23 protein-coding genes are annotated in these 23,423 nt (G+C 62.2%); 13 read left to right on the top strand and 10 right to left on the bottom strand.

Translation table 11 applies throughout. The features are described from left to right. Positions 1–23 precede the first annotated feature (23 nt). From HFC70_RS25345 to HFC70_RS25335, 3 genes are all read left to right on the top strand, one after another. Positions 24–494, top strand: a complete 471-nt coding sequence (locus tag HFC70_RS25345; protein ID WP_168476101.1) for a plant virulence effector HPE1-like domain-containing protein — start codon at positions 24–26, stop codon at positions 492–494. A 416-nt stretch (positions 495–910) separates the two neighbouring features. After that, the gene (locus HFC70_RS25340; protein WP_168476100.1) at positions 911–2,743 is read left to right on the top strand and encodes a methyl-accepting chemotaxis protein; all 1,833 of its coding nucleotides are present in this window, start codon (positions 911–913) and stop codon (positions 2,741–2,743) included. A 253-nt stretch (positions 2,744–2,996) separates the two neighbouring features. Beyond that, positions 2,997–4,835: a methyl-accepting chemotaxis protein gene (locus tag HFC70_RS25335; RefSeq protein ID WP_168476099.1), complete on the top strand. Its 1,839-nt coding sequence runs from the start codon at positions 2,997–2,999 to the stop codon at positions 4,833–4,835. Positions 4,836–4,897: 62 nt separating this feature from the next. On the opposite strand, the gene HFC70_RS25330 is transcribed toward HFC70_RS25335, so the two are convergent. The 9 genes from HFC70_RS25330 to HFC70_RS25290 form a co-directional block, all read right to left on the bottom strand. Beyond that, entirely contained in the window at positions 4,898–5,392 is a 495-nt protein-coding gene (locus HFC70_RS25330) for a DUF523 domain-containing protein (protein WP_168476098.1), read from the bottom strand. A gap of 5 nt (positions 5,393–5,397) precedes the next feature. Next, positions 5,398–5,697, bottom strand: a complete 300-nt coding sequence (locus HFC70_RS25325) for a type II toxin-antitoxin system RelE/ParE family toxin (RefSeq protein WP_168476097.1) — start codon at positions 5,695–5,697, stop codon at positions 5,398–5,400. Beyond that, positions 5,690–5,941 (bottom strand): type II toxin-antitoxin system ParD family antitoxin, encoded by a 252-nt coding sequence (locus tag HFC70_RS25320; protein ID WP_168476096.1) that lies wholly within the window; start codon positions 5,939–5,941, stop codon positions 5,690–5,692. The genes HFC70_RS25325 and HFC70_RS25320 overlap by 8 nt, the downstream gene beginning before the upstream one ends. Before the next feature lie 98 nt (positions 5,942–6,039). Then, positions 6,040–6,285: a type II toxin-antitoxin system ParD family antitoxin gene (locus HFC70_RS25315; RefSeq protein ID WP_168476095.1), complete on the bottom strand. Its 246-nt coding sequence runs from the start codon at positions 6,283–6,285 to the stop codon at positions 6,040–6,042. Positions 6,286–6,375: 90 nt separating this feature from the next. Beyond that, positions 6,376–6,690: a transcriptional regulator gene (locus HFC70_RS25310; RefSeq protein WP_168476094.1), complete on the bottom strand. Its 315-nt coding sequence runs from the start codon at positions 6,688–6,690 to the stop codon at positions 6,376–6,378. Then, entirely contained in the window at positions 6,674–7,012 is a 339-nt protein-coding gene (locus HFC70_RS25305) for a type II toxin-antitoxin system RelE/ParE family toxin (RefSeq protein ID WP_168476093.1), read from the bottom strand. Before HFC70_RS25305 ends, HFC70_RS25310 begins: the two co-directional genes overlap by 17 nt. Positions 7,013–7,054: 42 nt before the next feature. After that, entirely contained in the window at positions 7,055–9,469 is a 2,415-nt protein-coding gene (gene glyS, locus HFC70_RS25300; protein WP_168476092.1) for a glycine--tRNA ligase subunit beta, read from the bottom strand. 183 nt (positions 9,470–9,652) lie between these two features. Then, complete coding sequence (xdhA, locus tag HFC70_RS25295; protein WP_168476091.1) at positions 9,653–11,122, bottom strand: xanthine dehydrogenase small subunit; 1,470 nt, start codon at positions 11,120–11,122, stop codon at positions 9,653–9,655. A gap of 39 nt (positions 11,123–11,161) precedes the next feature. After that, positions 11,162–11,935, bottom strand: coding sequence for a 3-hydroxybutyrate dehydrogenase (locus tag HFC70_RS25290; protein ID WP_168476090.1), 774 nt, complete (start codon positions 11,933–11,935; stop codon positions 11,162–11,164). Positions 11,936–12,150: 215 nt separating this feature from the next. Between HFC70_RS25290 and glpK the strand changes: the two genes are divergently transcribed. From glpK to sbmA, 7 genes are all read left to right on the top strand, one after another. Next, positions 12,151–13,644: a glycerol kinase GlpK gene (gene glpK / locus HFC70_RS25285; protein ID WP_168476089.1), complete on the top strand. Its 1,494-nt coding sequence runs from the start codon at positions 12,151–12,153 to the stop codon at positions 13,642–13,644. Between the two features lie 63 nt (positions 13,645–13,707). Beyond that, positions 13,708–13,962: a hypothetical protein gene (locus tag HFC70_RS25280; RefSeq protein WP_168476088.1), complete on the top strand. Its 255-nt coding sequence runs from the start codon at positions 13,708–13,710 to the stop codon at positions 13,960–13,962. Next, entirely contained in the window at positions 13,962–14,393 is a 432-nt protein-coding gene (locus HFC70_RS25275) for a type II toxin-antitoxin system VapC family toxin (RefSeq protein ID WP_168476087.1), read from the top strand. Before HFC70_RS25280 ends, HFC70_RS25275 begins: the two co-directional genes overlap by 1 nt. A 194-nt stretch (positions 14,394–14,587) precedes the next feature. Further along, entirely contained in the window at positions 14,588–15,634 is a 1,047-nt protein-coding gene (locus HFC70_RS25270) for an LLM class flavin-dependent oxidoreductase (protein WP_168476086.1), read from the top strand. A 61-nt stretch (positions 15,635–15,695) separates the two neighbouring features. Beyond that, entirely contained in the window at positions 15,696–16,448 is a 753-nt protein-coding gene (gene map / locus HFC70_RS25265; protein ID WP_168476085.1) for a type I methionyl aminopeptidase, read from the top strand. An 80-nt stretch (positions 16,449–16,528) separates the two neighbouring features. Continuing rightward, positions 16,529–17,710, top strand: coding sequence for a YbfB/YjiJ family MFS transporter (locus HFC70_RS25260; RefSeq protein ID WP_168476084.1), 1,182 nt, complete (start codon positions 16,529–16,531; stop codon positions 17,708–17,710). A 127-nt stretch (positions 17,711–17,837) separates the two neighbouring features. Next, positions 17,838–19,115, top strand: coding sequence for a peptide antibiotic transporter SbmA (gene sbmA / locus HFC70_RS25255; RefSeq protein WP_168476083.1), 1,278 nt, complete (start codon positions 17,838–17,840; stop codon positions 19,113–19,115). 84 nt (positions 19,116–19,199) lie between these two features. Here sbmA and HFC70_RS25250 read toward each other — a convergent pair whose 3' ends face one another. Beyond that, a complete protein-coding gene (locus tag HFC70_RS25250) occupies positions 19,200–20,204 on the bottom strand; it encodes a polysaccharide deacetylase family protein (protein ID WP_168476082.1) in 1,005 nt (334 codons plus the stop codon). Positions 20,205–20,332: 128 nt separating this feature from the next. Between HFC70_RS25250 and HFC70_RS25245 the strand changes: the two genes are divergently transcribed. The 3 genes from HFC70_RS25245 (at position 20,333) to der (ending at position 23,182) form a co-directional block, all read left to right on the top strand. Next, positions 20,333–20,920 carry an NnrU family protein gene (locus HFC70_RS25245; protein WP_168476081.1) on the top strand — a complete coding sequence of 196 codons (588 nt, stop codon included), beginning with the start codon at positions 20,333–20,335 and terminating at the stop codon, positions 20,918–20,920. Positions 20,921–21,044: 124 nt separating this feature from the next. Next, positions 21,045–21,716, top strand: a complete 672-nt coding sequence (locus tag HFC70_RS25240) for a tetratricopeptide repeat protein (protein ID WP_168476080.1) — start codon at positions 21,045–21,047, stop codon at positions 21,714–21,716. A gap of 38 nt (positions 21,717–21,754) precedes the next feature. Next, positions 21,755–23,182 (top strand): ribosome biogenesis GTPase Der, encoded by a 1,428-nt coding sequence (gene der / locus HFC70_RS25235; protein WP_168476079.1) that lies wholly within the window; start codon positions 21,755–21,757, stop codon positions 23,180–23,182. Positions 23,183–23,423 lie beyond the last annotated feature (241 nt).

Genomic DNA, 23,423 nt, shown 5'->3' with positions numbered 1-23,423 from the left:
GACAATCAAGCGGAGTAGAGTTGATGCGCCATCTGATCCTGACAGCCTTTGCCGTATTGAGCAGCGGTCCGGTGCTTGCGTCATCGATTGAAGTCGTGACGCCGGCCTCCGGCAGCAGCCACAGCATCATCACCATGCGTTGCACCGACTGCCCGCCGCCATCCGCCGATACCCGCAAGCCGAACTACATCGTGCCGAGCCTTGCCACCGGCACCCAGACGGTCGAGATCGAAGATGTCGGTGGCGTTGCGACGATGCGCCGGACCGAGGCCTGGATGGGCGGCTCGCCGGTGGTGTTCGTCAGCAAGGCCGATGGCTGGCTGGCCGAAGGCGGCATGTTGGCGACCAAAGGCATGACGGGTGACGGCATCGATCCGGCCGCCACGACGTCGGCGGTCAATGCCCGGCCGATGCAGGCCGGCATGGGCACACCACCGATGGACGCACCACCAGCCGCTCTCGACACTTCGGGCTTCACGCTTCGCCTGCCGTAACAGATGCCTCATTCCCTGCCCCACCCAGCCATACGATCCGGGCTGTAGGGGTTCCGCTGCAAAGCGGGCAAATGCGCCTCCGCCCTCAAAAGCGGGGGCGCATTCATGTGGAAAAGCGCACTTTCTCGCCACAGCCTTGAACAACCCCGACTTTTCCATCCGAAAGCAATAAATATAACTCTACCTATACGCGATACTTCATCTTCAAAGCGCTTTAATATTGACCCCTGTTTGCATTTCCCAATTTATAACAAACCCTAATTCATAGGTTTCACTTAAGCATATATTTACTACACGGACGCAGCTTAGCCCTGATACCGGAAGATGCATGATGCGAACAACGGGTATTGGCATTTCCGTCATACCCATCCGCGGTAGAATACCGCTCCGGAGAGTAATTTATTTCCGGAGGACATATGAAAAACCTGAAAATTTCACTTCAACTGTTTCTGCTCATCGGTGGCCTGATGGTCGCTTTCACAGTTGCTACCTATTTCCAGATCCGCTCGGCAGCCGACGCGATCTATACTGAACGTTTCGACATGCTGCGCACCCAGGTGGAAGCCGGCATTTCCATTATCAAGGCTTACGACGAGCGGGCGAAGGCCGGCGAGATGACCCCGGCAGAAGCGCAGGCCCAGGCCTTCCGGACGTTGACCTCGGTAAAGTACGAGCCCAACGGTTACCTGTTCGGTCTCGACTACGACGTGACGATGGTGTTCCATCCGGTCCAGAAGCAGGTCGGCCTGCAGCAGAAGGGCCAGCCTGACAAAATGGGCAACCTGTTCCGCGAAGACATGATCGCCAAGGGCCGCAACGGTGGCGGCCGCACCGAATATTACTGGGAAAAGCCGGGGGATGCGAGCGGCAACGTGTTCAAGAAGGCCGCCTATTCGCTGGCCTATGAACCCTGGAAGGTCGTGATCGGCACCGGCGTTTATATCGACGATCTGGAAGCCCAGGTGCGCGCCACGGCCATCAAGGCAATCGGCATCGGCCTGACCGTCTTCGTCATCGGCCTGACGGCCGCCTTCTTCGTGATCCGCGGGATCACCAAGCCGCTGACCGCCATCCATAATGCGCTGGAAGCCGTGGCCGACGAGAATGTCGCCATCGCCATTCCGCACACGGATATGGGCAACGAGGTCGGCATGATGGCCAAGGCGACCCAGTCGCTGCAGGAAAAGGTGCGCGAGCGCCATGCCATGGTGCGCCGGCAGGAGGAGCAGCAACTCGTTATCGACAGCGAGCGCCAGCAGAACATCGACATGCAGCAAAGCGAGGCCGCGCAGCAGTCCCGCGTCGTCGCCACCATCGGCGTGTCGCTCGAACAGCTGGCAACGGGCGACCTGACGGTGCGCTGCGCCGATCTCGGCCCGAAATACGCAACCCTGCGCGACAATTTCAACGAAGCCCTGAGCCATCTGGAAGCCGCCATGGCCAAGGTCAATTCCAAGGGTATCGACATCTCGGGCTCGAAGGAAGAGATCCGCCGCGCTTCCAATGAACTGTCGCAACGCACCGAACGCCAGGCCGCCAATCTGGAAGAAACGTCCGCGGCGCTCGACGAATTGACCGTGGCTGTCCGTCAGACCGCCGACGGTGCCCAGGAAGCCGCCAAGCGGGTCACCAATGTGTCGACCGAAGCGTCGCGCTCCGACGCCGTGGTGGCACAGGCCATCAGCGCCATGAGCGGCATCGAGCAGTCCTCGGCCGAGATCACCAAGATCATCGGCGTGATCGACGAAATCGCCTTCCAGACCAACCTGCTGGCGCTGAATGCCGGCGTCGAGGCGGCGCGAGCCGGCGAAAGCGGCAAGGGCTTTGCCGTCGTTGCCCAGGAAGTGCGCGAGCTCGCCCAGCGCTCGGCAGCGGCCGCCAAGGAAATCAAGGAACAGATTTCCCGCTCGTCCGGCCAGGTGCAGAACGGCGTGCAGCTGGTCGGCGAGGCCGGCCAGGCGCTGAAGCGCATCTCCGACCAGATCAAGGCGGCCAGCGACATCGTCACCAAGATCGCCCATTCGGCGACCGAGCAGGACACGACCCTGCGCTCGATCTCGTCGTCGATGAACCAGCTCGATGCCGCCACCCAGCACAATGCCGCCATGGCGGAGGAAACCACCGCCTCGGCCGAGGCGCTTGCCAACGATACGGAAGATCTGCTGAACCTGATCCGCGGCTTCAAGATCTCCGGCAGTTCGTCTTCCGGTCTCGGCGCCATGGCGCAGAAGATGCGCATGGCCAGCTGAAGCGTTTAGGAAAAGATCAAGCGAAGGCCGCCGGATGAATTTCCGGCGGCCTTTGCTTTGACAGCCAACCGCAAACGTCAAGCCGCCATGTGGTATCTTAGACGTTTGTTTAATATTATTCGGTAACTATCATACCGTGAGTGCGATGCAGCACCGTTATACGCGCAGGAAGCGCTGAAACCCTTTCCGGTTGCAACGGCGTGCGCTCAAATCGCGGGAACCGCCGACCGACGATCCTTGTCTGTGAGGCGAAATGAAAAACCTGAAAATATCGATGCAGTTGATCTTGCTGGTCAGCGCACTGATGGCTGCCTTTGCAGTCGCCACCTTCTTCCAGGTGCGCACGTCTTCCGAAGCGATCTACCATCAGCGCTACGAACTGCTGCGCACGCAGGTCGAGACGGCCATTTCTCTCATGAAGACGTATGACGATCGGGTTCAGGCCGGTGAACTCTCGCTGGACGATGCCAAGGCGCAGGCATTTGCGACGTTGAACAAGTTGAAATTCGAGCCGGATGGCTATTTCTTCGGTTACGACTACGACGTGGTCCTGGTCTTCCATCCGACCTCCAAGTCGGTGGGCCAGAGCAACAAGGGCAAGGGCGACCCGAACGGTTATGCCTATCGTGACGAACTGGTCCGGCTTGGCCAGAACGGTGGCGGTTATGTCGAGTTCATCGGTCCGAAGCCCGGCCACCCCGTCGATGACTACAGCTTTCCCAAGGCGGCCTATGGCAAGACCTTCGAGCCTTGGAAAATCGTGGTGGTGACCGGCCTTTACACCGACGACCTGAAGGCCGAGGTCAATGTCTCGATCTTCAAGGCGATTTCTGTCGGTCTCGGCGTCTTCGTTTTCGGTCTCGCTGCCGCATTCTTCGTCATTCGCGGCATTTCCCAGCCGCTCGGCGCGATCCACAAGGCGCTGGAAGCCGTGGCCGATGAGAATACCGCGATCGCCATTCCCCATGCCGACATGAGCAATGAAGTGGGCATGATGGCCAAGGCCACCCTGTCGCTGCAGGAAAAGATCCGCGAGCGCCACGCCATGGCCGAGCGCCAGGCCCAGCAGGATGCGGCGATCAGCGCCGAGCGCCAGCAGAATATCGACATGCAGCAGGCCGATGCCGTGCAGCAGGCCCGCGTCGTCTCGACCATCGGCGCCTCGCTGGAACAGCTGGCGCATGGCGACCTGACGGTGCGTTGCGCCGATCTCGGACCGAAATACGCCGAGTTGCGCGACAACTTCAACGAGGCGCTGACCCGGCTCGAGGAGGCCATGGGCCGCGTCAACCTCAAGGGCAATGACATTGCCGTCAGCAAGGAAGAGATCCGCCGCGCCTCCGGCGAGCTTGCCCAGCGCACCGAGCGCCAGGCGGCCAATCTCGAAGAAACCTCGGCTGCTCTCGACGAGTTGACGGTCGCCGTTCGCCATACGGCAGACGGTGCCCGCGAGGCGGCCGGCCAGGTGAAATCGGTGAGCGAGGAAGCCCGCCAGAGCGACGCCATCGTCGGGCGCGCCATTGCCGCGATGAGCAGCATCGAACAATCCTCGGCCGAGATCACCAAGATCATCGGCGTGATCGACGAAATCGCCTTCCAGACCAACCTGCTGGCGCTGAATGCCGGCGTCGAGGCGGCACGGGCTGGCGAAAGCGGCAAGGGCTTTGCGGTCGTTGCCCAGGAAGTGCGCGAACTCGCCCAGCGTTCGGCCGCCGCGGCCAAGGAAATCAAGGCGCAGATCTCCCGCTCGTCGGAACAGGTCGGCCAGGGCGTACAGCTGGTCGCCCAGACCGGCGAGGCGCTGAAGCGGATCTCCGGCCAGATCGAAAGCGCCAATGACGTGGTTTCCAAGATCGCCCACAGCGCCCAGGAGCAGGACACGACGCTTCGCAGCATTTCGAGCGCCATGAACCAGCTCGACACCGCCACCCAGCAGAATGCCGCGATGGCGGAGGAAACCACCGCATCGGCGGAAGTGCTGGCCAACGATACCGGCGACCTGCTGGAGCTGATCCGCAGCTTCAAGGTGTCCAGCGCCGGCCATTCCGGCCAACTGGCCGGCATGGCCCAGCAGATGCGCCGCGCCGGCTGAACCTTCGCCAAGCCGATCGAACAGAAACAAGCCGCCGGGCATCATCCGGCGGCTTCTTCGTTTCAGGCGGAGCCGTCGAGGACTGCCACCAATTGCTCGATGTCGCGGTCGCAATAGACCGGTATGCCGGCCGCCTGCATCAGCGCCGCCGTAACCCCGAAGCCGGGATGGCGGCTGCCTGAAAACGAACCGTCGTAGATGAAACCGGAGCCGCAGGACGGGCTGCCGTCGATCAAAAGCGCATGGGTGCAGCCGTTGGCGCGGGCAAACTCGACCGCCTTGCGACCGCCGGCGATAAAGGCGGCCGATACGTCGCCGCCGGTCGCCTCCATCACCCGCGCCCGGCCGGCCAGCACATCGGCACCGCTCATGCCGCCTTCGATTTCGGCCGGCGGCCGCGGCGTCGGCAGGCCACCGGCCTGCTCGGGACAGAAGCCGACCAGCCGGCCTTCCGCCTGCCAGCGCGCGATCGCCGGATGATGCAGCGGCTTGCCCTTGCCGTCATAGCGGACGGGGCGGCCGAGAAGACAGGCACTGATGAGGATTTTGGCGGTCATCAGACTCACTCGTCCAGTTGGCGGGAGACGTCGGTCCGCTCGTGCAGGATTCGAACCACCTCGACCATGCCATCGTCCAGCACGATGTAGAAGATCAGATGAGAACCGGCACGGCGTCTCCGGTAGCCGGCGCGAAGCCAGTCTATCGCGCTGCCCGAGAAGGGATGCCGACCGATTTCGGCAATTACTTCCAGGATTTGCCCTAGGTAGCGCTCGGCCTGAACTTCGGACCAACGATCGCGGGTGTCATCACCGATCTTCAGGAAATCTCGTCTCGCGGCCGGGCTGAGCCGCACCTCAGCCACGGCTTTTCCAGCTCTCGCGAACAGTGGCCATCAGCTCGTCGGGATCGAACGGCTCCGCCGGTCCGCTATTCTCGCCCTCGATCAGCGCATTGCGCAGCCATTCGACGCGCGCCTCCTCGTCTTTCAGCAGGCGCAAACCCGCCTCGACCACGTCTTCGGCAGACTTGAAGCGGCCGCTTTCGACCTGGGCATCGATAAAGCTGTCGTAGGGTTCGGCGATGGTCACCTGAACGGGCTTGTTCATAACGAAACCTCCATGCGGATTGCCGAAAGCCTAGGCTTCAATCTAACAATCCCAAATGCCTTCAAGGTCGGCTTCCGCAAAGGGCAGCCGATAGCGTTTCATCGCTTGGCGCGCTCGCGCATGCGGGTCAGGAATTCCGTTTTCTCGATATAGCGCCCCTCACCGCTGTTCTCGCCTTCCAGCAGCGCCTCTCGCAGGCGCTGGATCTGGGCCTGCTCCTCTTCCAGCAGACCGAGCGCGGCTTCGACCACTTCCTGCGCCGAGGCGAAGCGCCCACTTTCGACCTGGCTGTCGACGAAGCTGCCGAAAGGCTCGGCCAGTGTCACATGAACAGGCTTGTTCATAGAGAAACCTCCATGCGGATTGCAGACGAAAGCTTAGCACGAAAAGCAGGCGAGACAAAATTGAGGCGACCGGGACGAAGATCCGTAGTCTCAGGCCGCGGCCACGGCAAGCTGCAGGCCTGTTTCCTCCTGCAGATGACGGATCACATTAAAGAGATTGTCGGCGCGCGGATTGCCCTTGGGACCGAACATGCGCATCAGGCTTTTCGATGGGACGCCGGCTTTTTCCGCCAGGCGCTCAAACCCGATGGTTGCATTGATGAAGTCGCGCAGAACCGACTTGCCGGTCTCGACGTCGCCGGCCAGCAGCAATTCGACGGCATCCGACAGCAAGGCCGCGCGAAAGGCAGCATCGGTCGCGGCACGGCTCTTCACGGTCTGTTTGAAATTACGGGTCAATGCCACGGCGCTTGCCTTTCCTTTGCTTGTAAAGCTGCCAGCGTTCGAGCGCGATGCGTATATCGTCCTGCTGCCGCTTCTTTGTTCCGCCCGCCAGCAGAATGATAAGCTGGTCGCCATCCCGGCCGAAATAGATCCGATAGCCAGGGCCATAGTCGATCCTGTATTCAAGCAGGCCCGCGCCGACACTTTTAACATTGGATAAGTTACCGGCCTCTACCCGAGCCAATGCCACAGTTACTTTCGAGGCTGCCCGCACCTCGATGCCGGCGAACCATAGGGCAAAAGGGCTTTCGCCGCGCTGATCCAGATATTCACGGATCTTCATGGCGCCAATGGTAACATATCCGCTACCATTGGCAATCCAGGATCATCCCGCGATCTTGGAGAAATCCGCGACCGTGGCCGTGGCATCGCGGATGGCGCTCAGCAGCGCCAGCCGGTTGGCGCGGATGGCGGCGTCTTCGTCGTTGACCAGCACATCGGTGAAGAAGCGGTCGACCGGGTCGCGCAGGGTCGACAGAGCCTGCATGGCCGAGCGAAAATCTTCCGCGGCCACGGCATTGGCCGCATCGATGGTCGCCACCTTGATCGCGGCAAACAGCGCCTTTTCGGCATCGAGCTTCAACAGCTCGGCCGATACGCCATCGGCGACGACGGTGCCCTTCTTCTCTTCGGCGGCGAGCAGCTGGGTGGCCCGCTTGGTGCCGGCCAACAGGTTCTTGCCGTCTTCCGAAGTGATGAAGGCGGTCAAGGCCTCGACGCGCCTGGCGACCATCAGCAGGTCGTCGGAGTCGGGCGTCAGCACCGCATCGATCAGATCGTGGCGGGCACCCTGGTCGCGCAGGTAGACTTTCAGGCGGTCGTGGAAGAAGGCGAGGAGATCGGCAGTATATGTAGGGGCCGGCATCACCCATGTCGAACCAACGTTCGTGTATTTCTGGTCGTCTTGCGGATAATATATTGCCTCAGCATCAGCCAGAAGATAACCGGAATTTAGCATAGCCTCAACCCAATCTAGATCAGGCGCTAAGTCCATTATCTGAATTATTCGACTATAATTCACGTCCGTCGTTATACCATGCAACAAAGGATCTAAAGACTGGTAGGCTCTGCCACTTTGAAGTTGATCTCTAGTAACTTTGATCGCATGCCTCTTAATAGCAAGCGCCAAATTAATCCGAACACCCCGCTCCAAAATCATCCGCACAACACCCAGCGCCGCACGCCTCAGCGCATAGGGATCCTTCGACCCCGTCGGCTTCTCGTCAATCGCCCAGAAACCCACCAGCGTATCCAGCTTGTCGGCGAGCGCCACGGTCAACCCAACCTTGTCTTCCGGCAGGCGGTCGGAGGGGCCGTTGGGCTTCCAGTGGTCCTCGATGGCGGCGGCAACAGAAGCGTCTTCGCCCTGCAGAAGCGCATAACGGCGGCCCATCAGGCCCTGCAATTCGGGGAATTCGCCGACGGCCTCGGTGCGCAGGTCGGCTTTCGCCAGCACCACGGCGCGGTCGACCAAGGCAGGGTCAGCACCGACAACCGGCGCCAGTTCCTTCGCCAATGCCCGGATACGCGCGACGCGCTCGCCTTGCGTGCCGAGTTTGGCATGGAAGGTCACGTTCAGGGCATCGAGCTTGGCCATGCGCTGGTCGAGCGGTTTTTTCAGATCGAGGTCGAATTTGGCAGCCGAGGCCTTCAAGGTTTCCAGATCCGGCAGGTCGCCCTGGTCGCGGGTCCAGAAGTGCTTGGCGTCCGACAGGCGGGCGCGCACGACCTTGCCATTGCCATGCATGATTTCCTTGCCGCCGTCCTTGGCGTCGATATTGGAGATCAGGATGAAATGGTTGGAGAGCCCCTCGCCGCCCTGCTTGCGGGTGACGAAACATTTCTGGTTGGTCTTGATGGTCAGCCGGATGATTTCGGCCGGAATGGCCAGATAATCCTCCTCGAACGTGCCGAGCAGGACATGGGGATATTCGACCAGGCCGGAAACCTCTTCGAGCAGGCCTTCGTCCTCCACAAGCTCCAGCCCATTGGCAAAGGCCAGATTGGCGGCGTCCTGGGCGATGATATGCTTGCGGCGCTCGGCATCGAGAATGACGCGGGCCTTTTCCAGGCTCGAGACGTAGTCGTCGAAGCGGCGCACGGTGATGGCGTCCGGCGCATGGAAGCGATGGCCATAGGTGACATTGCCGGCCACGATACCGTCGATCTCGAAGGGGATGACGGCGGTTTCGTCATGCTCGGAGCCGAAGGTGCAGACGATCGACTGCAGCGGCCGCACCCAGCGCAGCGCTTCCGGCCCCTTGCCCTCGATCCCGCCGAAGCGCGAGCCCTTCGGCATCGAGGCAGCGCCCGAGCGCATGGATTTCGGCCAGGGGAAGGTGCGGATGATGCCGGGCATCACGTCGGTGACGATCTCCTCGGCCGGCCGGCCGGGCTTGTCGAGATAGGCAACATAGAAATCGCCCTTCTTCGGATCGGTCTTGACAATGGCCTGGTCGATCGACGTCAGCCCCGCGCCACGCAGAAAGCCGTCGATGGCGCCTTGCGGGGCGCTGACGCTCGGCCCCTTCTTTTCCTCGCGGATATCGGCCGAACGCGCCGTCAGGCCGCGGATATCGAGCACCAGGCGGCGCGGCGTCCAATATTCCCGCGCGCCCTCATAGGTCAGGCCGGCATCCACCAGTGCATCGGTGACGAGCTTCTTCAGGTCGCCAGCCGCCTTGCGCTGCATGCGGGCCGGGATTTCCTCGGAGCGGAGTTCGAGCAGAAGATCAGGCATTGGTTTTCTTTTACCGGTTTTTGACGCTGCGGCGGACTTAGCAAGCCCGAAGCCAAAAGTCATCTACGCTTTCGCGCAAAATGGCCGACACACGCTTTCATCTTGTCTGTCGGTGGATCACCCCCACCCGCCGCTTTGCGGCGACCTCCCCCCTCAAGGGGGAGATGGAGATCGACGCGCCCATCATGCCTCCTCCAGCGCAAAACGTTGCAGCTCCTGCGGCGTTCCCGAGGTTTCCAGGAAGAAGCGGGTCAGCAGGTTCTTGGCGGTCAGCTGGCGATAGTCGGCGGTGGCGCGCCAGTCGGTGAGCGGCTGGTAGTCGCGGTCGAAGGCGTCGCGCGCCGCCGTGATCGTCGCCTCCGTCCAGGGCTTGCCGTAGAGCGCAGCCTCGACGCTGCGGGCGCGTTTTGGCGTTCCGGCCATGCCGCCAAAGGCGATGCGGATATGGGAGACGGTGCCGTTCTCATCGAGGCCCAGGCAAAAGGCGCCGCAGAGGGCTGAAATATCCTCGTCGCGGCGCTTGGTGATCTTGTAGACCGCAAAGCGATGGCCGGCGGAGGGGCGCGGCACATGCAGGCTTTCGACGAATTCGCCGGGCTTTCTGTCCTGCTTGCCATAGTCGATGAAGAAATCGTCGAGCGGCAGGGTGCGGATGCCGGTGGCGGAGCGCAGCGTCACGGTGGCGCCGAGCGCGATCAGTGCCGGAGGCGTGTCGCCGATCGGCGAACCGTTGGCGACATTGCCGCCGATCGTGCCCATGTTGCGCACCTGCTGGCCGCCGATGCGGTCGATCAGCCGGCCAAAGGCCGGGATGTCGCGGGCGAGCGTCTCATGGGCCGTGCTGTAGGACACGCCGGCGCCGATGGTGATGCCGTCGTCGGTGCTGCTGATCGCCTGCAACTCGTCCAACTGGTTGATGAAGATCACCGGGTTCAGATCGCGCATCTGCTTGGTGACCCACAGGCCGACATCGGTGGCGCCGGCGACGATGGTGGCCTTGGGCTCGTGGGCCAGCAGATCGGCAAGGGCTGCGGCCGTGCCTGGCACGATCAGCCGGCGGTCGCCCTTGCCGACCGTGATGGTCTCCCTTGTTCTCAGATCCTCAAGACGTGCAATGATGCTGGCGCGTTCGCGCTCCAGGGGATCGAACAGGGCGCTCGGACGGATCCGCGCCACCTGTTCGGCCGCCTTGACGATCGGCTCGTAGCCGGTGCAGCGACAGAGATTGCCCTGCAGGGCCTTTTCGATGGCGGCGCGCGACGGTTTCTCATCGGTCAGCCACAGGCCATAGAGCGACATCACGAAGCCGGGCGTGCAGAAGCCGCATTGCGAGCCGTGACAGTCGACCATGGCCTGCTGCACCGGATGCAGGGTGCCGTCTTTGGCCGCGAGGTGTTCGACCGTGACGACATGGGTAGCGTTGAGCGAGCCAACAAAACGGATGCAGGCATTGACCGTCTCATAAGACAGGTGGCCATCGACCAGCCGGCCGACCAGAACCGTGCAGGCGCCGCAATCGCCTTCGGCACAGCCTTCCTTGCTGCCGGTCAGGCGGCGCTGCAGCCGCAGGAAATCCAGCAGCGTTTCGGTGGGATCGACGCTGCCGAGGGCGATATCCTCGCCATTGAGGATGAAGCGGATACGGTCGGTCATGTCAGGCTTTCTTTCGGATGGATCGGCCGGCGGGCAGGGTCACTGCGCCGTCCAGCCGCCATCGATCGAGATATGGGTGCCGGTGATCTGCTTGGCGGCATCGCTCGCCAGAAACAGCGCCGTGGCGGCGACGTCTTCAACTGCGACGAATTCCTTCGTCGGCTGGAATTTCAACATGACATCCGACTTGACCTCTGCTTCGGAAATGCCGCGGGCCCTGGCGGTGTCGGGGATCTGCTTTTCGACCAGCGGCGTCAGCACATAACCCGGGCAGATGGCGTTGACGGTCACGCCGAATTCGGCGAGCTCCAGCGCTGCCGTCTTGGTCAGCCCCATGATGCCATGCTTGGCGGCGACATAGGCAGCCTTGAACGGCGAGGCGATCAGCCCGTGCGCCGAGGCGATGTTGATGATGCGGCCGTGCTTCTTCGCCTTCATCGCCGGAATGGCAGCCTGCATGGTATGGAAGGAACTGGACAGATTGATGGCGATGATCTGGTTCCATTTGTCGGCGGGGAAGTCCTCGATCGGCGCGACATGCTGGATGCCGGCATTGTTGACCAGCACGTCGACCATGCCGAAGGTTTTGGCAGCGGTCTCCATCAGGTCAGCGATCTCGTCCGGCCGGGTCATGTCGGCGCGGTGGTAGAGGGCCTTGCCGCCATGGGTCTCCAGAGCCTTGCGGATCGCCTCGATCTCGGCGGCGTCGCCGAAGCCGTTGATCACCACGTTGTCCCCATTGGCCGCAAACGCCTTGGCGATCGCCAGGCCTATGCCACTGGTGGAGCCGGTGACGACGACGGTTCTGGACATTGGCAGTTCTCCCCATGGGTTTTCCGGCATTCTCTTGCGCCGCAACACAGCAGGCAAGGTTATGCCCAAATCGCTGATGCTGGCAATTGCGTTTTTCGGGAGTTTACCCGCCGTGGACGGACAAGAAACGGCGCGGCATTTCTTTTGACAAACTCTCGCACCTTGTATTGAACTTCCCCAACCAAAAGACGGGCTTTAAGCATTGGGAGGTGCGCGTGGGCGGATATGTGCTTGCAATCGATCAGGGAACCACATCCAGCCGGGCAATTCTGTTCGACGAGACGATGCGGGTTGCAGGTTCGGGCCAGAAAGAGTTCCCGCAGATCTTTCCGAAATCCGGCTGGGTCGAGCATGATCCCGAAGAGATCTGGCAGAGTGTGCTGTGGTCGATCCGCGAGGCGATCAGGACGGCCGGCATCACGGCAAAAGACATCGCCGCCATCGGCATCACCAACCAGCGCGAGACGGTGGTCGTCTGGGAGCGCGACAGCGGCCGGGTGATCCACAACGCCATCGTCTGGCAGGACCGGCGCACGGCGAGCTATTGCGACAAGCTGAAGCGCCAGGATCTGGAAAAGCAGTTCACCCGCAAGACCGGCCTGCTGCTCGATCCCTATTTTTCCGGCACCAAGCTGTCCTGGCTGCTGTCGAACGTCAAAGGCGCGCGGGCGCGGGCTGCCAAGGGCGAACTCTGCTTCGGCACGATCGACACCTTTCTCATCTGGCGGCTAACCGGGGGCAAGAGTTTCGTGACCGACGCCACTAATGCGTCGCGCACGCTGCTCTTTAACATTGTGGACAATGATTGGGACGAGGACCTGCTCGACATCCTGCGGGTGCCCGCCGCCATGCTGCCGGAGGTTAAGGACTGCTCGGCCGATTTCGGCGTGACCGATCCTGACGTGTTCGGCGCCGCGGTGCCGATCCTCGGCGTGGCGGGCGACCAGCAGGCCGCCACCATCGGCCAGGCCTGCTTCCAGCCCGGCATGCTGAAATCCACCTACGGCACCGGCTGCTTCGCGCTGCTCAACACCGGCGAGGATCTGGTGCGCTCGAAGAACCGGCTGCTGACGACCATTGCCTATCGGCTGGACGGCAAGACGACCTATGCGCTGGAAGGCTCGATCTTCGTGGCCGGCGCTTCCGTCCAATGGCTGCGCGATGGCTTGAAGATGATCCAGGAGGCCAAGGAGGTGGGGCCGCTGGCCCGCCAGGCCGATCCCAACCAGGAGGTCTATCTGGTGCCGGCGTTTACCGGTCTCGGCGCCCCGTGGTGGGATCCGGACGCCCGCGGCGCGATCTTCGGCATGACCCGCAACACAGGCCCGGCCGAATTTGCCCGCGCGGCGCTGGAGGCGGTCTGCTACCAGACCCGCGACCTGCTGGACGCCATGCACAAGGACTGGAAGACGACCGGCGAGGCGACGGTGCTGCGCGTCGATGGCGGCATGGTCGCCTCGGACTGGGCCATGCAACGGCTCTCCGACCTGCTCGATGCGCCGGTCGACCGTCCCGTCGTGCTGGAGACGACGGCGCTCGGTGCCGCCTGGCTTGCCGGCAGCCGGGCCGGCGTCTGGCCCGACCAGGCCGGCTTTGCCAAGGCCTGGGCCCGGGATCATCGCTTCGAGCCGGAGATGGACGAGAAGACCCGGACCCGCAAGATCAAGGGCTGGCGCGATGCGGTGAAGCGGACGCTGACGACGGGGTGAGACGGCGTTGGAGGGATCGGAATCGTGTGGTATAATTTGCGCCATTCAAAGGAGGCGCAAGCTATGCCAACCACGCTGTCTTCCCGGGAATTTGATCGTGATACGGGCGGCGCCAAGCGCGCGGCCGAGAGTGGGCCTGTCTTCATCACAGAACAGGCCAAGACGACGCATGTTCTGTTGTCGATCGATGACTACAAGAAGTTGACGCGCCAGCACCGCAGTGTGGCCGATATGCTGTCGATGCCGGGCGATGACGACATCGACTTCGAACCGGAAAAACTCGGTGATATGGGGTTCAAACCAGCGACGTTTGATTGATGTTTTTGCTCGACACCAATGTTGTTTCAGAGCTACGCAAAGCCAAGTCAGGTCGTTGCGATGCCAACGTGCTTCGTTGGTCCGGTACTGTGCTGGATACAGAGTTGTTCATCTCAGTCATCACATTGTTCGAGATCGAAAAGGGAATACGGCTGCTCAATTTGCGGGACCATCTGCAAGCTCAGCGCTTGCGGCATTGGCTGAACGAAAATGTGCTCACCACTTTCGCCACAAACTTGCTGCCAGTCGACAAGGTGATTGCTCTGGCTGCCGCCCCGTTGCACGTCCCCGATCCTCGACCAGATCGAGACGCATTTATCGCTGCAACGGCTCTCGTCCACGGCCTCACTGTCGTCACCCGCAACACTGCCGACTTCCGCGATATGAACCTCGCGCTGATCAATCCGTGGGAAGGACAGGGGATCAAATGATCCTGCCATTTCGATTCAACGCGCTGCCGATCTGAATCCGCTTTTGCCGTCAAGCCGTTGATTTGCGGTTCGAAATAGGCGCTCTTCACGTATCGATTCAACGCATCCCCTGAACACTCCGTCACCGATTTCCGGTTTGCGCCGGGATCGGGCTCACCTTATCTGTGAGGATAAACATCAACGGGACAGTAATCATGGAACTCGGCCTTTATACCTTCGCGGATGTCGATCCGAATGCCGTCAACAAGGGTGCCGAGGCGGCGCGGCGGGTGAAGGATCTGCTGGAGGAGATCGAGCTTGCCGATCAGGTCGGGCTTGATGTCTTCGGTCTCGGCGAACATCACCGGCCGGATTACATGGCCTCCTCGCCCTCGACCATTCTGGCGGCCGCCGCCGTCAAGACCAAGAATATCCGCCTGACCAGCGCCGTCACGGTGCTGAGCTCGGACGATCCGGTGCGGGTCTTCCAGCAGTTCGCCATCGTCGACCTCCTGTCCGGCGGCCGGGCCGAAATCATGGCGGGACGCGGTTCGTTCATCGAGTCCTTCCCGCTGTTCGGTTACGACCTTGACGATTACGACACGCTGTTTGCGGAAAAGCTCGACCTGCTGCTGGCGGTCCGGCAGAACGAGATCGTCAACTGGTCGGGTGAAACCCGGGCGCCGATATCAGGGCGCGGCGTCTATCCGCGGCCGCTGCAGGACCTGCTGCCGCTGTGGATCGCCGTCGGCGGTACGCCGCAATCGGTGGCGCGGGCCGGCGTGCTCGGCCTGCCCCTGGCGCTGGCCATTATCGGCGGCCAGCCGCATCGTTTTGCGCCGCTGTTCAACCTCTACCGCGAAAGCGCCAAGCGGGCCGGCCACGATCCGGCGACGCTGAAGACCAGCATCAACGTGCACGGCTTCATCGCCGATACGACGGAAAAGGCGGCCGACGTGTTCTATGGCCCGCAGGCGGAGGTGATGAACCGCATCGGCCGTGAGCGCGGCTGGGGGCCGACCAACCGCCAGCATTTCGACCAGTCGCGGGCAGCCGATGGCGCGATCTTCCTGGGCGACCCGGAAACGGTCGCCGAAAAGATCGTCGCCCATCACAAGATCTTCGGCAATGACCGCTTCCTGCTGCAGATGGCGATCGGCCCGATGCCACATGCCGAGATCATGCGCGGCATCGAACTCTACGGCACAAAAGTCGCGCCGCTGGTCAGAAAGGCGTTGACGCATCAGGAAACGGGCGCGTAAGCCACGCCGCAACGACCCGAGGAAGCGCGCGGCAACCAGGCTGGACGCGGAAGAAAAGCAGATGATTGTTTCGAGCGACGAAGATCTCACCAAGCTGAAAGAGGTCGGCCGGCTGTGCGGGCTGGCGGTGAAAACCATGGCGGCAGCGCTGGAACCGGGCATTACCACGGCCGAGCTGGACCTGATCGGCCGCAAGGTGCTGGAGGATGCCGGCGCGCGGTCGGCGCCCGAACTCTGCTACCAGTTTCCCGGCGCCACCTGCATCAGCGTCAACGAGGAAGTGGCGCACGGCATTCCCGGCCCGCGGGTGATTGCCGCCGGCGACCTGGTCAATATCGACGTGTCGGCGGAGAAGGATGGCTATTTCGGCGATACCGGCTCGTCCTTCATCGTGCCGCCGGTGACGACGAAGATCGAGCGGCTGTGCCGTGACGGCAAGCGGGCGCTGTGGGTCGGTCTCAACCAGGTCCGCACCGGCCAGCCGATGGCCAATATCGGCAATGCGATCGGCAAGTTCGCCGCCAAGAACCGCTATACGCTGATCACCAATCTGGCCAGCCACGGTGTCGGCCGTTCGCTGCACGAAGAACCGAAGGAATTGTCCACCTGGCCGGATCCGGACGAAACCCGCATCATGGAAGAAGGCCTGGTCTTCACCGTCGAACCCTTCCTGTCGCTCGGCGGCCATTGGGCCGAGGATGGGGACAAGGATGCCTGGACGCTGTTCAGCGAGCCGCGCGCCCCGACCGTGCAGTTCGAGCACACGCTGGTGGTGACGAAAAACGGTCCGCTGATCCTGACGATGGCGGAGTGAGCCGTCGCTCGTCGCCCCATTGAACGTCCCATGAAAATTTCTGATTTGTCGGTCAATTGACGCAATGCAATAAGCCGGCGATGAGCAAAGGACATTCGGACCAGATCAGCCTGATGAAAACGGCATTCGCCGGCGCGATTGCCATGGCGGCAGCCATGGGTTTCGGGCGGTTTTCGTTTACGCCGATCCTGCCGGCCATGATGACCGGGCTCGGGCTGTCCTCGGCCGATGCCGGGCTGATCGCGGCCGGCAATTTTGCGGGTTATCTGGCCGGGGCCGTGCTCGGCGCCTATGGCTGGGCGGCCGGGCGAGAGCGGCTGGTGGCGCTCGGGGCGCTCTTGACCACCGCCCTGGCGCTGGCCGCCATGGGGCTCTCCAGCAGCGTTATCGCCTTCGTCATCATCCGCTTCGTAGCCGGTCTTGCCAGCGCCTTCGCGATGATCTTCACCTCGTCGATCGTGCTCGGTCATGCCGCCGCGCGCGGCAGCGATCATGTGCAGTCGGCCCATTTCGGTGGGGTCGGCCTCGGCATTGCCGCTTCGTCGCTGATGGTCATGCTGATCGGCGGGCTTGAAGCCGGCGCGGCGACCAGCTTCCGGATCGACTGGTTCGCCGGCGCGGGTTTAAGCATTGCGGCCTTTCTGGTGGTGTGGCTGCTGTTGCCGGCAGCGCAGGCGCGGGCCGGACAGACGGACAGCGAGCCACCGCTCACCTGGCGCAAGCCCTTGGCGCTGGTCACCCTGTCCTACGGATTGTTCGGCTTCGGCTATGTCATCACCGCCACCTTCATCGTCGCCATGGCGCGGTTGGGGCAGGCGGGGCAGACGATCGAATTCCTGACCTGGTTCCTGACCGGCTGCACGGCGGCCGTGTCGATCTTTGTCTGGCGGCCCGTCATGCTGCGCGTCGGCCTTGCCGGCGTCTATGTCGCGGGCCTGCTGGTCGAGGCGGCGGGCGTGCTGGCGACGGTGCTTCTGCCGTTTCCCTATGCGCCGCTCATCGGCGGGGCAAGCCTTGGCGCCACGTTCATCATGATCACTGCCTATGGTCTGCGCATCGGCCGGACCCTGTCGCCGCAAAGCCCGCGCCGGGCGCTGGCCTTCATGACGGCCGCCTTCGGGGTCGGCCAGATTGCCGGACCCTTGGTGGCGGGCTGGCTTGCGGAGAAGAGCGGCAGCTTCACCGGGCCGACGATGCTCGCAGCACTCGCCCTGGTTGCCTGCGCTCTCCTGGTCCTGCCGGTCTATCGTCGCATCGGCTGATATTGCTGTGGTTACAATTGTGTAACACTCGCGGATGACCATTGCCCGCCCCATGGAACTGCCATAGTTTCCCGGCAACAGGTGTTTCGACCTCTTCAGAACACTCCAGTCAGGAAAGTCCGCTTCCGTGTTCCAGTCCTTCTTTCCCAAACCGAAACTCTTCTTTTCCTCTTTCGCTGTCTGGGTCCTTCTTTCTGTTCTCGTCTGGTATCTCTTCGGCGAGCAGATGGGGACAGCCATCGGACTTCCGCCCACGCCGGCCGATGCCGAGCCGGTGATCAACCTCACCTTCTTCCTGACCAGAGATTATCTGTGGTTCACCATCTATGTGAGCGTCTGGGCGGCTGCCTTCGGCCTGTTCTGGCAATTCTACGCCAAGGATCACCCCTGGCGGACCTGGGCGATCTGGGGCACGTTCTTCATTATCTTCACGACCTATTTCGATGTGCAGGTCTCGGTGCTTTTGAACAACTGGCGTCGGCCCTTCGGCGACCTTCTGCAGAATGCCCTCACCGGCAAACCGGGGATCACGACCTGGGACTTCTACAGTCTGATGATCACCTTCTGGAGCATCGCCTTCCTGAACGTCGCGGTCTTCGTCATCGTCCGCTTCTTCGTCAGTCACTACATCTTCCGCTGGCGCACCGCGATGAACGATTATTACATGTCGAAGTGGCAGAAGGTTCGTCACATCGAGGGCGCCTCGCAGCGTGTCCAGGAAGACACCATGCGGTTTGCCTCGACCTTCGAAGGGCTCGGCGTCAGCCTGATCGATGCGGTTATGAACCTGATCGCCTTCCTGCCGATCCTGTTCGTCCTGTCGTCCTATGTCACCGAATTGCCGATCATCGGCGCCGTTCCGCACAGCCTGTTCTGGCTGGCGCTCATCTGGTCGGTGTTCGGAACCTTCCTTCTCGCCGTGGTCGGCATCAAGCTTCCGGGCCTGGAATTCCGCAATCAGCGCGTTGAGGCGGCCTATCGCAAGGAACTGGTCTATGGCGAGGACCACGCCGACCGCGCCCAGCCTCTGACGGTGGTCGAACTGTTCACCAATGTTCGGCGCAACTATTTCCGCCTCTATTTCCACTACACCTATTTCAACCTGGCCCGCTCCTTCTACGGCCAGGCCGATGCGCTGTTCCTGATCTTCATGCTGGTGCCGACCATCGTCGCGGTGAAAATCACCTACGGTATCTATCAGCAGATTGCGACCGCCTTCGGTCAGGTCAGCAATTCGTTCCAGTACCTGGTCAATGTCTGGCCGACGATCGTCGAACTCCTGTCGATCCACAAACGTCTGCGAGCCTTTGAGGCGGCCATCGACAATGAGCCTTTGCCGGAGATCGACCAGCGGTATCTGGAGCGTGAGGCCGAGGGTGGAGAGCTTGAGGCGGACAAGCCTTAAGCCATCGCCTTTGATGTATAACGATTTAACCGCGCCGGATCGCTCCGGCGCGGTTTGCGTTTTTGGGAACCGGTAGAGGGACGCCTAAAGCCCCGAGGCTCTCGCAACCGCCTGCCGGTCGCGGCTCATCTCCAGCGCCTGCGAATACGTCACGCAGGCGACGTCGGGGCGCGGGCAGACTTCGGTCACCAGCCGCTCCATGGCGCGCCAATAGGCGCCGCCGTTCATTTCGACGAAATGGAAACCGAGCTGCAGCGGCAGGCGTTCGCCGTCATATTGAGTGTCGAAGGCCGCACGGAAGGCTTGATAGGCGCGCTCTTCGAATTCGGCGGAGCGCGAGGGATGGTCGAGGCCGGCCGAATGGCGCACGAACAGATTATAGTCCATGCCGACGATGCGACGCTGGTTCGGACCTTCGGGGATCAGCGGCAGGCCGAAGCGTGCCAGGCGGCCGTCTTCTTCGGGATACTGCGGGCCGCGGGCCACCGGGCTTGCGTCATAGGCAAAGCCTGCCGCCTTTTCGGCCTCGACCAGATCAGGCGTTTCCGACAGATAGGGCGCGCGCATGCCGCGGATGTCCCGTCTGACGAAATCGGCCCAGCCCTGCGGTTCCTTGTCACCGACGCCATTGGCCGTCCAGGCATTCTCGACGACCCGGTCGAAGTTTTTGAACTCCTCCAGCCAGTCGGCCTTCGACCAGTCCCTGCCGTCGAAATGGCCGCAGGTGTGGTTGCCGATCTCGTGGCCTTCCAGATGGGCCTGCCAGATCTGGTCGAGCCGCACCGCCACATCCTGCTGGTCGGGCGCAAAGCCGACATTGGAGCGGCCGGGTTTCTGTCCCGGCGCCTGATAGGTCCTGGCGTCGGCGCGCGGGATGAGATGGGCGCAGGACAGGAAGTAGGTAAAATGGGCATTGGAGCGGCGGGCGATGTCGCGGCTTTTCACCCAGAGCCGGTTGTCGGCCACGCCGTCGAAGGAGACGATCAGCATCTGCTTCGGCCTGCCGTCAGCCGGCTCGGCTTGGGCGCCCGTCATTGGAGACAGAGCGAGGGCCAAGGGCAGCGAGAGCAGAAAAGCGGTACGAAACATGACAAGCCTTGCATCAACAAGCGGGTTTCCTGTCATCGAAATGCGGCGAAGCTTTGAACGCGCTGGTAATTGGCAGCCTTCGGCCTTATGGCATGGGTAGACCAATTCAACGGACGGGATCTTTCACAATGACAGTTCTGATCATCGGGATCGCACTCTTTCTCGGCACGCACCTGATCCGCGTGGTGGCCCCCGGGTTTCGCGCGGCGATGATCGCCAGGCTCGGCGAGCAGGGCTGGAAGGGCGCCTATTCGGTGCTGAGCGTGGTTTCGCTTGTTGTGCTGATTTATGGCTGGAGCATCGCGCCGGTCATCGATCTCTGGTATCCGCCGGCCGGCATGGCCCATCTGAGCGTCACGCTGATGCTGCTTGCGATGATCTGTCTGGTCGCCGGGGTGATCCCGGCCGGACATATCGCCGCCAAGACCAAACATCCCATGGTTCTGTCCGTCAAGATCTGGGCGCTGGCGCATCTGCTGTCCAACGGCGATCTGCGCTCGGTCCTACTGTTTACCTCGTTTCTCGCCTGGGGCGTGATCCTCAGGATCGTGCTGAAGCGCCGCCAGAAGGCCGGCGAAGTGGTGCTGCGTCCGTTCGTTTCGGGACGCTATGATCTGATCGCGGTGGTGGTCGGCACGCTGGTCTGGGCGGCCTTCATCTGGAAGCTGCATGAATGGCTGATCGGCGTCGCCCCGCTGCCGATGCTGGCCTCGTAAACACCACCATATTGGGCCAATGACGGTGAAATGACCGGCTACCCCTTACAACGGCTGAAAAATGGGGTAGAAGGCCGCTCACGCATGACATCCGCTTAAAAAGGCCGGACCTCCGGAAATAGACATGGTTGACAACAACGACAGCTTTATTCGCGAAGTCAATGAAGAGCTTCGCTCCGAACAGATCCAGACCATATGGAAGCGGTTCGGTCTGATTATCATCGGCGTTGCCGTGCTGATCGTGGTCGGCACGGCCGGCTATCGCGGTTATGAATATTGGCGCGAGGGCCGGGCTTCGGTCTCCGGCGACCGGTTCCTGACGGCCTTGAAGCTTGCCAACGAGGGCAAGAGCGACGATGCGCTGGCGGTTCTTGCCGTGCTGGAGAAGGAAGGCCATGGCGCCTATCCGGTGCTGGCCCGCATGCGCGCCGCGACGGTCATGGCCGAAAAGGGCGATACGGCCGGCGCGATTGCCGCCTTCTCGGCGATCGGCAAGGATAGCGGCGTCATGGACGTGGTTCGCAACGTGGCGCATATGCGCGCCGCCTGGCTGCTGATCGACAACGGCACCTATGAGCAGGTTTCGGCCGAGGTGGAAGCCATGGCGACGCCGCTCAATGCCCTGCGCCATTCGGCGCGCGAGGCGCTTGGACTTTCGGCCTACAAGGCCGGCGACATGGTGCGGGCTCGCGAATGGTTCGAACAGATCACCGAGGATGCCGAGGCGCCGCGCAATGTCGCCAACCGCGCCCAGGCATTGCTCGACAATATTGCCGCTTCGGGCAAGGCGCCCTGATCGCGCTCCCGCGGCACAAGGCAGAAAGACAAGAGTAGATGAACTTTACAGTCGCCATCGTCGGGCGCCCCAATGTCGGCAAGTCCACGCTTTTCAACCGTCTGGTCGGAAAGAAGCTGGCGCTGGTCGACGATACGCCGGGGGTTACCCGCGACCGTCGCCCGGGCGATGCCAAGCTCATCGACCTGCGTTTCACCATCATCGACACGGCCGGTCTCGAGCAATCAGGTCCGGATACGCTGCAGGGCCGCATGTGGTTGCAGACGGAAGCGGCGATCGACGAGGCGGATGTCACGCTTTTCGTGGTGGATGCCAAGGCCGGCCTGACGCCTGCCGACCAAACGCTGGCCGACATGCTGCGCCGGCGCGGCAAGCCCGTCGTGCTGGTGGCCAATAAATCCGAAGCCAAGGGCTCCGAGGGCGGCTTCTACGATGCCTTCACGCTCGGTCTTGGCGATCCGTGCCCGATTTCGGCCGAACACGGCCAGGGCATGATCGACCTGCGCGACGCGATCGTTGCCGCCATCGGCGAGGAACGGGCCTTTCCGCCCGAGTTCGATGAGGCGCAGACTGATATCGACATCCGGGCCGATGCCGATGTGGATGTCGAGGACGACGACCACGAACCGGAATATGACGACACCAAACCGTTGCGCGTGGCGATCATCGGCCGGCCGAATGCCGGCAAGTCGACGCTGATCAACCGCTTCCTCGGCGAGGACCGGCTGTTGACCGGGCCCGAGGCCGGCATTACCCGCGACAGCATTTCCGTCGAATGGGATTGGCGCGGCCGCACCATCAAGATGTTCGACACCGCCGGCATGCGCAAGAAGGCCCGCGTCCAGGAAAAGCTCGAAAAGCTCTCCGTCGCCGACAGCCTTCGCTCGATCCGCTTTGCCGAACTGGTGGTCATCGTCTTTGACGCCACCATCCCCTTCGAGAAGCAGGATCTGCAACTGGTCGACCTGGTGATGCGCGAGGGCCGCGCCGCGGTACTCGCCTTCAACAAGTGGGATCTGGTCGAAGACACCCAGGCCGTTCTGGCCGATCTGCGCGAAAAGACCGAACGGCTGCTGCCGCAGGCTCGCGGCATCCGCGCCGTGCCGATTGCCGGCCAGACCGGCTATGGCCTCGACCGGCTGATGCAGTCTATCATCGACACGGACAAGGTGTGGAACCGCCGCATCTCGACTGCGAAACTGAACAAGTGGCTGGAAAGCCAGCAGGTCCAGCATCCGCCACCGGCCGTCTCCGGCCGCCGGCTGAAGCTGAAATACATGACGCAGGTCAAGGCCCGCCCGCCGGGCTTCATGATTTCCTGCACGCGGCCGGAATCGGTGCCGGAATCCTATATTCGCTTCCTCACCAACGGCTTGCGCAATGATTTCCAGCTGCCCGGCGTGCCGATCCGCATCCATCTGAAGGCCTCGGACAACCCCTTCGAAAATCGCCGCAAGAAGCGATAGCTGTCGGTAGGGCTCCTCTGTGACGAGGGGTTTCCTTGTCAATTTGGGGCATAAGATAAGACCCTCTCTGGCCTGCCGGCGTTTGTCACTGCAATCGATTCACAGAGGATCGATTGCTCCGCTACGCGGACCGTTCCGCACCCCACCACAAGGGGGGAGAAAACTCGTGGAAGCCGCTCGGCTCTATCCGCAGAGGGGCAGGCTGAGTTAAGGCCCTCCCCCTTGTGGGGAGGGCCTTAAC

The sequence above is a fragment of the Agrobacterium sp. a22-2 genome (genome assembly GCF_012276985.1).
GTDB lineage: Bacteria > Pseudomonadota > Alphaproteobacteria > Rhizobiales > Rhizobiaceae > Allorhizobium.
Note: the sequence above shows the minus strand (reverse complement) of the source record. Positions and strands in the feature narration are given on the sequence as shown.